9 protein-coding genes and 1 pseudogene are annotated in these 10,826 nt (G+C 71.9%); 7 read left to right on the forward strand and 3 right to left on the reverse strand.

The window, feature by feature from the left end:
• Positions 1-60: 60 nt before the first annotated feature.
• Positions 61-582, reverse strand: coding sequence for an EF-hand domain-containing protein (locus ACWGIU_RS17075; protein WP_453706592.1), 522 nt, complete (start codon positions 580-582; stop codon positions 61-63).
• 302 nt (positions 583-884) lie between these two features.
• Here ACWGIU_RS17075 and ACWGIU_RS17080 point away from each other — a divergent pair, with 302 nt between their 5' ends.
• From ACWGIU_RS17080 to ACWGIU_RS17090, 3 genes and pseudogenes are all read left to right on the forward strand, one after another.
• Complete coding sequence (locus tag ACWGIU_RS17080) at positions 885-1,448, forward strand: sigma-70 family RNA polymerase sigma factor (RefSeq protein ID WP_453706594.1); 564 nt, start codon at positions 885-887, stop codon at positions 1,446-1,448.
• Positions 1,445-2,723: pseudogene (locus ACWGIU_RS17085) on the forward strand (zf-HC2 domain-containing protein). The gene ACWGIU_RS17080 and the pseudogene ACWGIU_RS17085 overlap by 4 nt, the downstream one beginning before the upstream one ends.
• Positions 2,724-3,109: 386 nt before the next feature.
• Positions 3,110-3,724: a hypothetical protein gene (locus tag ACWGIU_RS17090; RefSeq protein ID WP_453706596.1), complete on the forward strand. Its 615-nt coding sequence runs from the start codon at positions 3,110-3,112 to the stop codon at positions 3,722-3,724.
• Between the two features lie 259 nt (positions 3,725-3,983).
• Here the strand turns inward: ACWGIU_RS17090 and ACWGIU_RS17095 are convergent, their stop codons facing one another.
• Positions 3,984-5,678 (reverse strand): AMP-binding protein, encoded by a 1,695-nt coding sequence (locus ACWGIU_RS17095; protein ID WP_453706598.1) that lies wholly within the window; start codon positions 5,676-5,678, stop codon positions 3,984-3,986.
• 139 nt (positions 5,679-5,817) lie between these two features.
• Between ACWGIU_RS17095 and ACWGIU_RS17100 the strand changes: the two genes are divergently transcribed.
• From ACWGIU_RS17100 to ACWGIU_RS17115, 4 genes are all read left to right on the forward strand, one after another.
• Positions 5,818-7,017 (forward strand): amidohydrolase family protein, encoded by a 1,200-nt coding sequence (locus tag ACWGIU_RS17100; RefSeq protein ID WP_453706600.1) that lies wholly within the window; start codon positions 5,818-5,820, stop codon positions 7,015-7,017.
• On the forward strand, positions 7,017-8,174 hold the full coding sequence (locus ACWGIU_RS17105) for an acyl-CoA dehydrogenase (RefSeq protein ID WP_453706602.1): 1,158 nt from the start codon (positions 7,017-7,019) through the stop codon (positions 8,172-8,174). The genes ACWGIU_RS17100 and ACWGIU_RS17105 overlap by 1 nt, the downstream gene beginning before the upstream one ends.
• 5 nt (positions 8,175-8,179) lie before the next feature.
• Positions 8,180-9,076 carry an acyl-CoA dehydrogenase family protein gene (locus ACWGIU_RS17110; RefSeq protein ID WP_453706604.1) on the forward strand — a complete coding sequence of 299 codons (897 nt, stop codon included), beginning with the start codon at positions 8,180-8,182 and terminating at the stop codon, positions 9,074-9,076.
• Positions 9,077-9,459: 383 nt separating this feature from the next.
• Positions 9,460-9,936 carry an ATP-binding protein gene (locus tag ACWGIU_RS17115; RefSeq protein ID WP_453706606.1) on the forward strand — a complete coding sequence of 159 codons (477 nt, stop codon included), beginning with the start codon at positions 9,460-9,462 and terminating at the stop codon, positions 9,934-9,936.
• Between the two features lie 199 nt (positions 9,937-10,135).
• Here ACWGIU_RS17115 and ACWGIU_RS17120 read toward each other — a convergent pair whose 3' ends face one another.
• Positions 10,136-10,753 (reverse strand): TOPRIM nucleotidyl transferase/hydrolase domain-containing protein, encoded by a 618-nt coding sequence (locus tag ACWGIU_RS17120; RefSeq protein WP_453706608.1) that lies wholly within the window; start codon positions 10,751-10,753, stop codon positions 10,136-10,138.
• Positions 10,754-10,826: the final 73 nt, after the last annotated feature.

A 10,826-nucleotide genomic window follows, 5' to 3' on the forward strand; every position in this document is an offset into this window, starting at 1 on the left:
GCCCCGGACCCCGCGCCGCACGCGCCGGCGAGGCAGGACGTGCCGGGCGCGCCGCAGGCGTTACGCGTCGGGGGCTTCCACGCCGCAGTAGCCCGCGAAGGCCGCCAGGATCTCGTCCTCCGAGATGCGGCCGTCGCTGTCCGCGTCCAGGGCGGCCGCCACCTGGGCGGCCAGCTCCGGCGCGGTGCCCAGGACGCGCAGGACCCGGGCCGCGTTCGGTGGGGTCGCGCCGCCGCCGCCGTCCTCGTCCGCCACCGCGATCACCGCCCGCAGGAACGGCCGGGCGATCTCGGCGAACCGCTCGGGGTTGTCGCGCAGCCGCTTCGCGGCCCCGGTGATGAACTCCTCGCGGGACACCCGCTGGTCCCCGTCGACGTCCGCGATGCCGGCCATGCCCTGCCAGAAGGCCTCGGCGCCCGCGAAGACGGCCTGGCCCTTGTCCGACCGGGCGGTGGTACCGAATTCGGCCAGGACGGCCTTCGCGGCCGCGCTGAAGTCCTCCCGGTCGATATAGCCGGACCCGTCCTGGTCGAAGGTGGCGAATCGGGCGGCGATCTTGCGCTCGTATTCTGCGCTGTCCATATTCGGCGTTCCGCCTTCACGTGTGCAGTGGGGTACAGATCAAGACAAGGCAGGAGCGTAAGGCCTACGTGGCCTGTGCGTTAAGCGAAGTGGTCAAGGAGACGGCCGCATCGAACCCGCGCACGGGGAGCGCGGTGGGGCGCGTACACCTGTCCCCATGTGCCGTCACCCTTACCACCGTTCACGCCCTGCCACGGCTCTATCACGCAGGGCGCACTTCCAGGGTGAGGTTCTTCCAAAACAGGCGCGATCGGCCGTGTGCCCACTACATTCGATGCGTCGACACACGGCTGGGGGCATTCATGCCGAAGGACGCACCACCGCGCTGGGACCGCCGCATGCAGCAGCGACTCGCCCGTGGCGAGGCCGCCGCGCTCGGGGAGCTGTACGACCGCTTCGCCTCGCTCGTGCACAGTCTGGCGCACCGGGTGCTGGGCGACGAGAAGGCGGCGGACCGGATCACCCGAGAGGTCTTCGGCTACATCTGGGAGAACCCGGACGCCTATGACCCCAAGCAGGGCTCCATGCGCTCCTGGGTCGCCCGGATCGCCCAGGGCCAGGCGGTGGCCCGGCTGCGCCAGGCCGAACTGGGCCGGGGCTCCCGCGAGGAGCTGGAACAGAAGGTGCGCAGCGCCAACGCGGCCGCCCGCGCCGACTACATCGTCACCTCGATGCCCGCGCCCCTGCGCGCCGCCCTGGAACTCGCGTACTTCAAGCGGCGCGACTACCGGCAGGCCGCCGCCGACCTGCAGATCAGTGAGGACGAGGCGCGGCGCAGGCTGCGGCTCGGACTGCAGTTGCTGTCGACCGCCAACGCCCTCCCGCAGGAGGAAACCGCCCGGTCCGGATATGGAACGCCTCGATGAACGGCCCTCCCCAGTCGCCCGATGACGGATACGAGCGTCTTGGCGGGCAGGCGCGGATACCGGGTCCGCGCGGGGCCGCCGACGACCTCGACCCGGGTTACGCGCCGCGGTCGTTGCCGCCGATGCCGCCGATGACGGCGGTTCCGGCCGAGGTGCCGCCGGTCGCGCCGCCGCCGCCGTCCCACGCCGTGCTGAAGTCCCTGCTCGGCGCGTGGGCACTGGCGGCCTGCTCTGCCGAGGAGACCCAGGCGGTGGAGGACCACCTCACCGAGTGCGCGCCCTGCGCGGAGGAGGCCCTGCGACTTCGCGACGCGGTGGGGCTGCTGCACCCGGAGGAGAACCTCGACCTGAAACCGCTGCTGCGCTCGCGGGTCCTGGAGGACTGCCTGGGCAAGCGTCCGGCCCGCATTCCGGTGCCGGTGTGGGCGAGTCCGTACGACACCGAGACCGCGCGGCTCGACGCGCTGCTGCAGGACTTCGGGGACTCCGAGTGGCACACCCCGGTACGCCTCAAGTGGTTCGAGGAGGAGCGGCGCCGGTCGCAACGGACCACGGTGGCGGGGGTGATCGGCCATCTGCTGACGGTCGACGGGCTGATCGCCTCGGCGCTCGGGCTCGACGACCCGCTGGGTCCGGACGCGCCGAAGGGCGGTCCGACCGTGCGGACGGAGCACTTCTGGGCGGCGTCGGGGTACCCGGTCACGCGGCAGGTCCGCGACCCGTGGCGGGAACAGGGCCACACGCTGGTCCGTACGGTCTCCTTCGCCGGCCGCGGAGTCGCCGAGCTGGCCGTGGACTACGGCGGCTTCGCACTGCCGCTCGGCGACGCGTTCCTGGAACGCGCCTTCGAGTGCTGGGTGCACGCCTGGGACATCGCGGAGGCCGTGGACTACCCGTACGAGCCGCCGTCCGGGCCGCACCTGCACGGGATGATCGACCTGGCGGCGCGGCTCCTGCCGGGCGCGCTGGCGCAGCGAAGGCGCGCGGGTCTGGCCGCCCCGGCGCGGGGCCTGGTCGCGGCGGGCGCGCCCGGACGGACCCTGCACCTGGAGATCGAGGGCTCGGGCGGCGGAGGCTGGGACATCGCGCTGGACTCTCCGGGAGCGAAGCCGTCGCCGGAACGCACGGTGGCGGAGATCGCCCTGGACGGCATCGAGTTCTGCCAGCTGGCCGCCGGGCACATCTCCCCGGAGGAGGCGGCGGTGGGCCAGCACGGCGACCGCGAGGCCATCCGGGACGTTGCTGTTCGCGGCGGCGTCGCTGAGCCGGCTGTAGGGGGCTCCGGCGGGCGGGGCTCTCGCCCTCTGCGTACGGAACCCACGCGGGCGGGGCCGTCACCCCCTTGGCACCACGGCACTGATGCGGTGGTTGCCCACCGCCCCCCTCGGAGGCGGGGTGGCGGCTGATGGCTTGCTGGGCGGGGTCGGGCGAAGCGTGTCAGATCGCTATGCGCTTCGCACGTCTCAGCGTCCGGTGGCCGTCCGGGGCTGGTTGTGGACAGCACCCGCCGCAACAGTCGGCAGCACCCGACGGTGATTATTGGGCTAATCGAATGATCGGTCAGGGAATTGCGGTGGGTCGACCTGGGAATTGTCGATCGACCACAAAGGATGGAGGAACTTCCGGGAGAATTCCCGGGCGGAATCGATAAGGAGCATTGAATGCGTCCTGAAGGCAGGAACGTATCGTCACCGGTGCGGCGTTCGTGGTGGTCCACACGGCTGGTAGCCGGCGGCCTCACCTCGCTGGCCGCCGTCTCCCTGGTGAGCGCGATGAGCGTCGCACCGGCGGCGGCGCAGGGCCTGAATGCCGAGCCCACGTCGGCCGTCGCGTTCTCCCTCCCCTCGGCGGACTCCGCCACCGGCACGGACAGGGACAAGGACAAGGACCATGACAGGCCCAACCCCCCGCCTGGGGTGGACGGGTGCTTCGAAATCGACACCGTTCGCCAGGAAGCGGCCGGCGGCGGAATGGCCTTCTACTCGGCGGTCAGCGACGGATCCGTCTACGTCGGAGACGAGCAGGCTGCCCTGTCGGCAATCGACTGGTTCGACATCTCCGATCAGGGCGGCGACGAACCCGTGAATCCCTGCGGGACGTCCATCGACGTCGGCCCCCTCGGCGAGGCGGATGGCAGTGAAATCGTCGTCGACGTGATCACCACGGCCGGGACCGTGCACACCATTATCTGCGAGCGCACGGGTCCGGTGATCGATTCCTGCGGCCAGTGGGAACAGCGCGACACGCCGACCCCCGGCGACGTGCTGGAGCCGTGAGCCAGTTCCCCCCGAGCGAAGAAATGATTGCCGTGCCCGGCTTCGGCCGGGCACGGCAATCGTGCGTTCCGCCTGCGGGGGCCGGATGCGTACGCCCATGCTCAAGGCGTCGCGCTGCGCCCCGGCAACTTGGTGCCCAGCAGCGCGCCGATGACCGCCACGGCCGCGAGTGTCACCATGGCCGGCTCGGTGGCGGTGCAGCCTTCGCCGGAGGTGCCGTGGCTGGTGTGTATGGGGCGATCCGTCCGCGTGTGAGCCCTCAGGCGTAGCGCTCGCGGAGTTTGTACTTCAGGACCTTGCGCAGGGCCTCGTTGCGGGGGAGGGCCTCCAGGAGTTCCAGTTGCTCCGGGAGCTTGTGGGTCGCCAGGCCCTGCGCGCGGAGGTGGGCTGTCAGCTGGGGGAGGGTCAAGGGGGCGGCGCCCGGAGGTTGTTCCACCACCGCGCAGACGCGTTCGCCGCGGGCCGGGTCCGGGAGGCCGATGACCGCTACGTCGGCCACGCCCGGGAGCCGGTGGAGGAGGTCCTCGATCTCCTTCGCGGAGATGTTCTCGCCCTTGCGGATGATGACGTCCTTGCTGCGTCCGGTGAGGACCAGGTAGCCGTCCTCCGTCAGGTGGCCCAGGTCGCCCGTGATCAGGTAGCCGTCGGGGTCGAAGACCTCCGTCGACTGGTCCCGGTTCAGGTAGCCCTGACAGACCGCCTCGCCCCGGAGCCGGACCTCTCCGTCCGTGTCCGGGGGGAGCGGGGTGCCGTCCGGGGTGGTGATGCGGATGGACATGCCCGCCGGGGGGCGGCCTTCGGTGGTGGCCAGGTGTTCGGGGGTGTCGTCCGGGGCGCCCATGGTGATCATCGGGACCTCGGTCATGCCGTAGCCGTGGGTCAGCTGGCAGCCCATCTCGCGCACGACGGCGTGGTAGATCTCCGGTGGTTTGGGGGCGCCGCCGCCCGCCAGGAGACGGAGGGTGGGGATGAGCGGGACGTCCGGGGTCTTGCGCTGCTCGGTCAGGAACATGGAGTAGAAGGCGGTCGATCCGCCGGCCACCGTGACGCCGTGGCGTCGGTAGCCGTCCAGGGCGACCGGCATCGCGAACTTCTCGAAGAGGACGGCGGGGAAGCCGTACAGGAGCAGCATCACCAGGTAGTCCGGGCCGCCTATGTGCGCGTACGGGAAGGCCATGGAGCCGACGTCGGACGGGCGCAGGCGCAGGGCGTGGGCGAGGCAGGAGCCGCCCGCGATCAGGGAGCGGTCGGTGTGCAGGACGCCCTTGGGGTCGGAGGTGGTGCCGGAGGTCCAGTAGATCCAGCGGACGTCCGTGCCGGAGGCGGGCGGCGGGGGGAGCACGGCGGGGTCGCCGTCCGGGAGGGAATCGTAGGCCTCGAAGACGCCGCGCGCGCCGAGCCGCCGGGCCATCGCCGGGTAGTCGTACCCCCGCCAGACCCCGGGGACGGCGAAGAACTCGGCCTTGGACTCGCGGAGCGCGAAGCCGACCTCCCGGTCCCGGTAGAAGGGGATGACGGGGGTCTGGACGGCGCCCATGCGGGCGAGGGCGACCGAGAGCAGCACGGTCTCGATGCGGGTGGGGAGCTGCCAGGCGACGACGGTGCCGGGGCGGACGCCCATGGCGTACAGGCCCGCGGCGACGCGTTCGGAGCGGTCGCGCAGCTCCCCGAAGGTGAGCCGGCGGCCGGCGGCGGGGTCCTCGGCCGGGCCCTCGGCGATGTCGGCGGCAGGGTCGTAGACCCGGTCCTCGGCCCGGTCCTCGGTTCGGGACCCGGCCCGGTCCTCGGCCGGGGCCTCGGTTCGGGACCCGGCCCGGTCCTCGGCCGGGGCCTCGGCGGCCTCGATCAGGACGGTGGTGTCCGGGGTCAGGGCGGCCCGGCGGGCGATCAGCTCCCACAGGGTCGCGGACCGGCTCAGTTCCGTCGCTTCTGTCGCGGTGCCCGTCGCCGTCATCCCGGACCTCCCCATGGGTGGCGTACCTGACGGATAGTCAGATCAAGCGCAGAGCGTAGAGCGCCGACGCTTGTCGGTCCAGGGGTGGCGGGGCTAGCTTGTTTCTGACGATCCATCAGATCGGTGAATTGGGGAGACCATGGAACTGCCTCGGATCATCAGCGTCGACGACCACGTGATCGAGCCAGCGCACCTGTTCGACGTCTGGCTGCCCGCCCGATACCGCGACCGCGGCCCCAAGGCGCTCACCGCCGGCATCGGCGAGCTCGCCTACACCGGCGGCAAGTACGTCATCACCATGGACCCCGACGGCCCGCCGACCGACTGGTGGATCTACGAGGACCTGAAGTTCCCGTACAAGCGCAACATCGCCGCCGTCGGCTTCGACCGCGACGACATGACCCTGGAGGGCATCACCCGCGAGGAGATGCGCCGCGGCTGCTGGGACCCCACGGCGCGCCTCGCCGACATGGACCTCAACCATGTCGAGGCGTCGCTGTGCTTCCCGACCTTCCCGCGCTTCTGCGGCCAGACCTTCGCCGAGGCCCATGACAAGGAGGTCGCCCTCGCCTGCGTGCGCGCCTACAACGACTGGATGGTCGAGGAGTGGTGCGGCGACAGCGGCGGCCGGCTGATCCCGCTGTGCATCATCCCGCTGTGGGACATCGACCTGGCGGTGGCGGAGATCCGGCGCAACGCCGCCCGCGGGGTGAAGGCCGTCACCTTCTCCGAGATCCCCACCCACCTGGGCCTGCCGTCCATCCACTCCGGCTACTGGGACCCCTTCTTCGCCGTCTGCCAGGAGACCGGCACGGTGGTCAACATGCACATCGGATCCAGTTCCCAGATGCCCGCCGCCTCCCCCGACGCACCCCCCGCCGTCCAGGCCTCGCTCAGCTTCAACAATGCGATGGCCTCGATGATGGACTTCCTCTTCAGCGGGGTGCTCGTGAAGTTCCCGACGCTCAAGCTCGCCTACAGCGAGGGCCAGATGGGCTGGATCCCCTACGCCCTGGAACGCGCCGACGACGTCTGGGAGGAGCACCGCGCCTGGGGCGGGGTCCGCGACCTGATCCCCGAGCCGCCGTCGACGTACTACTACCGGCAGATGTTCTGCTGCTTCTTCCGCGACAAGCACGGGATCGCCTCGCTGGACGTGGTCGGGCGCGACAACGCGACCTTCGAGACCGACTACCCGCACGTGGACTCGACCTTCCCGCACACCAAGGAGGTCGCCCTCGACCACGTGAAGGGCCTGGACGACGAGACGATCTACAAGCTGATGCGCGGCAACGCCATCCGCATGCTCGGCCTCGACCTGGACAGGAGCCGCCGCTGATGGACCTGACCTATACCGAGGAGGAGCAGGACTTCCGGGCGCGGCTGCGCGCATGGCTCGCCAAGGTGCTTCCCGAGCTGCCGGCCAAGCCGTCCCCCGACGACTGGCCGGGCCGGCGCGCCTACGACCTCGGCTGGCAGCGCAGGCTGTACGAGGCCGGGTACGCGGGCCTGCACTGGCCGGTGGACGCCGGCGGCCGCGGGGCCACCCCGACCCAGCACCTGATCTTCCTGGAGGAGACGGAGCGCGCCGGAGCCCCCTACGTCGGCGCGAACTTCGTCGGGCTGCTGCACGCCGGCCCCACGATCGCCGCCGAGGGCACGGCGCAGCAGCGGGCGCGCTGGCTGCCGCCCGTCCTGCGCGGCGACGAGGTGTGGTGCCAGGGGTTCAGCGAGCCGGACGCGGGCTCCGACCTGGCCTCCCTGCGTACGCGGGCGGTCCGCGAGGGCGACGAGTACGTGATCAGCGGGTCGAAGATCTGGACCTCCCACGCGCAGGTCGCCGACTGGTGCGAGCTGTTGGTGCGGACCGATCCGGGGGCGGCGAAGCACCGGGGGATCTCCTGGCTGGCCATGCCGATGGACGCGCCGGGGGTCACCGTACGGCCGCTGCGCACGCTCGCCGGGTCGACGGAGTTCGCGGAGGTGTTCCTCGACGAGGTACGGGTCCCGGTCGCGAACCGGGTCGGGGCGGAGCACGACGGCTGGCGGGTCACCATGGTCACGCTGTCCTTCGAGCGGGGCACCGCCTTCGTCGGCGAGGTCGTCGCCTGCCGCCGCACCCTGGGCGGGCTGGCCCGTACGGCGAAGGCGAACGGCCGGTGGGACGACCCGGTGCTGCGGCGCAGGCTGGGGCGGCTGTACGGGGAGTTCGGCGCGCTGTGGCGGCTCACCCAGTGGAACGTGAGCGAGGCCGAGCGGTCGGCGGGCGGGGTCCCCGGCATCGGTGGTTCCGTCTTCAAGCTCGCCTACTCGCACGCCCGCCAGGAGCTGTATGACACGGCGGCCGAGGTCCTCGGGGCCCAGTCCCTGAACCTGGAGGAGGAGTGGGTGCTGGACCGGCTCTCGTCCCTCTCGTACACGATCGCGGCGGGCACCTCGCAGATCCAGCGGAACATCGTCGCCGAGCGGATCCTCGGCCTTCCGAAGGGCCGGTGAGGGGCATGGACTTCCAGCCGACCGAGGACCAGAAGGACCTGCGGGCGGGCGTACGGGACCTGCTGGCGGGCCGGTACGGACGCGAGGCGCTGCGGGCGTCGGTGGACACGGGGGTCTGCGTGGACCGGGGGCTGTGGCGGGAGCTGGGCGAGGCGGGCTTCTTCGCGCTGCGGCTGCCCGAGTCGGACGGGGGTGTGGGCCAGGGGCTGCCGGAGGCGGTGCTCGTCTTCGAGGAAGCCGGGCGGGCCCTGCTGCCGGGGCCGCTGGTGGCCACGCACCTGGCCGCCGGGGTGGTCCCGGGGGCGGCGGAGGGCAGGGCGGTGGTGACCGCCTGCGACCTGGGCGCGGGCCTGGTCTCGTACCTGGCGGAGGCGGACGCGGTACTGAGCGCCCCCGGGGTGCCCGCCGGCTCACCGGTCCGCTCGACGGACCCGCTGACGCCGCTGCACCGGGTGGCCTCGTACGCGGATTGTTCCCCGTACCGCGCGGAGGGGGCGCTGCTGACGGCGGCGCTGCAGCTGGGCAGCGCGCTGCGGACGGTGGAGCTGGCGGTGCGCTACGCGGGGGAGCGCGAGCAGTTCGGGCAGCCGATCGGGGCGTTCCAGGCGGTCAAGCACCTGTGCGCGCGGATGCTGGTGCGGGCGGAGGTGGCCCGTACGGCGGTCTACGCGGCGGCGGTGACGTCGGATCCAGGAGAGGTGGCGGCCGCGAAACTCCTGGCCGACGAGGCCGCGGTACTGGGTGCCCGGGACTGCCTCCAGGTCCACGGCGGGATGGGCTTCACGTGGGAGGCGGACGTGCACCTGCACCTGAAGCGGGCGTGGGTGCGGGCCGAGCAGTGGCGGACCGCGGGGGAGGCGGAGGAGCTGCTGGCGGCGGAGCTGCTGGGGGCGGCGGTGTAGTCGGGGGGCAGTCCGGCTGTGCAGTTCGGCGGTGCAGTCGGCCGAGGTCGCTCACTGTGACGTGAGAGCACAAGAAGGGGAGCGGGAAGGACGGCGCGGGACGCATGTCCGATTACAGAGAGTTGATATCGGTTTGTGTCCTTCGCCGGACTCATTGCGGCCCGGAAGCGAGGGCCTGCTCCGGTACGCTCCCACGAATGCGAGCGGTTGAGCGGCGCGAGCGTCGCACAGTATGCACCACGCCCACTCCTTCGCGGACGAATATGCCCGAAGCGCTTGTTGTGGTGACTGTACGTCAACCATGCTGCTACGGAAGGGGGTCACAGTCGGTGATCCCGTCCTGTCGCGAGGCGAAGTGTCCGCCGGTTCGGATGGTGTGAGCGGTGCAGGTGCTTCAGGTTCAGCTGGAGGTCGGAGCGGATCCCGCCGAGGTCGGCCGGGCCCGCCGGTGGGCACGTTCCCGGTTGGCCGGGTCGGGCATAGGGGACGACGAGCCGCTCGCCGAGACGCTGATCCTGCTGATCTCCGAGCTGGTCACGAACGCGGTCGTGCACACGGGCTGTCCGGCCGTGCTGCGGATGCTGTTCGGGGGGCCGGGGGTGCGGGTCGAGGTGGCCGACGCGAGCGACCGGGCACCGAACCGCCGACAGGCCTGCGGGGAGGATACGGGCGGGCGCGGCCTGGAGCTGGTCGACGGGCTGGCGGACCGCTGGGGCTGGCAGCGCGAGGGTGCGGGCAAACGGATCTGGTGCGAGGTCGACCGTGCGGAGAAATCCATCTCTGATTGCGCGTCCGAGCGGCCCTCGGACGGCCCGTCGGAATGTCATCCCCAGCACCGGGAACCGCGCGTGTACCTCTAACGAGGTGTTGACGGTTCGTCATATCTTGATCACTCTGGTGTGGAGCGATTCGACGCGAGGGGACGCCAAGGGCAGGCCTTGACGAGTGCGGGTCGTGGGGTGGCGGCTGCCGTGCCGCGCTCGGGGCGTGCACGCGCGTCGCCGCCACCCGCAGCACCTGCCGGGCCTCCTCCTGGGGGAGGGGGACCGGACCAGGGTTTCACACGCTCGCGAGGAGGGCGTCGAGCGGGGCCGGTACCTGTTCGGGGTCGAGGGCTTCCACGAGGAGGCGGCCGTAGCGGATCTTGCGGCCCTTCGTCGTGCCGAGGAAGCGACGCAACTGCTGCTGCCGGGACCGGTCGCGCTGGGCGGGCTGGCGTACGAAGGTCTGCCAGGACCGGAAGTCGCCCTCGGCCCGCAGGACGTCCTCGATCCGCGTGGTGCCCAGGGACCGGATGAGTTCGTCCTCCAGGTCCGCCACGCAGACGAAGAAGCCCTGCTGCGGCGCCCCGGCCCGCTCCAGCGCGCGGTCGTAGTAGGGCTGTTCGCGTTCGTCGCTCAGGCCCGTCAGGCGCAGGCCGAGACCGGGTGGGCCGAGGAGGCCGGTGTAGCGGGCCACGCTCATCGCCCCGCCCATGGGGACGACGCACACGCCCTCGGCGGCGAGGTCGCGGCCACGCCGCTCGGCGAGCGCCTCGACGGCCGCGTGGTCGCTGGGCCCTTCCAGCAGCACCGCCGTCCGTACGTTCAGGTGGGCGGCAAGCTCCCTCGCGGCCTCACCGGTACCGCCGCCCGCCCAGTCGCCGACCGCTTCCCGGAATGCCCGCATGTCCGCCATGGGGCGAGTCTGCGCCTTCACCGGCGCCGGGGCGCGGAACTTTCGGCTGCGGCCCCGGCCCCGGCCCCGGGCC

The organism is Streptomyces sp. NPDC054840 (assembly GCF_053611065.1).

What these genes read in the sequence shown, in the direction of transcription:
- ACWGIU_RS17075 (WP_453706592.1), bottom strand. Translation starts at nt 582, where the DNA reads ATGGACAGCGCAGAATACGAGCGCAAGATCGCCGCCCGATTCGCCACC.
- ACWGIU_RS17080 (WP_453706594.1), top strand. Translation starts at nt 885, where the DNA reads ATGCCGAAGGACGCACCACCGCGCTGGGACCGCCGCATGCAGCAGCGA.
- ACWGIU_RS17090 (WP_453706596.1), top strand. Translation starts at nt 3,110, where the DNA reads ATGCGTCCTGAAGGCAGGAACGTATCGTCACCGGTGCGGCGTTCGTGG.
- ACWGIU_RS17095 (WP_453706598.1), bottom strand. Translation starts at nt 5,678, where the DNA reads ATGACGGCGACGGGCACCGCGACAGAAGCGACGGAACTGAGCCGGTCC.
- ACWGIU_RS17100 (WP_453706600.1), top strand. Translation starts at nt 5,818, where the DNA reads ATGGAACTGCCTCGGATCATCAGCGTCGACGACCACGTGATCGAGCCA.
- ACWGIU_RS17105 (WP_453706602.1), top strand. Translation starts at nt 7,017, where the DNA reads ATGGACCTGACCTATACCGAGGAGGAGCAGGACTTCCGGGCGCGGCTG.
- ACWGIU_RS17110 (WP_453706604.1), top strand. Translation starts at nt 8,180, where the DNA reads ATGGACTTCCAGCCGACCGAGGACCAGAAGGACCTGCGGGCGGGCGTA.
- ACWGIU_RS17120 (WP_453706608.1), bottom strand. Translation starts at nt 10,753, where the DNA reads ATGGCGGACATGCGGGCATTCCGGGAAGCGGTCGGCGACTGGGCGGGC.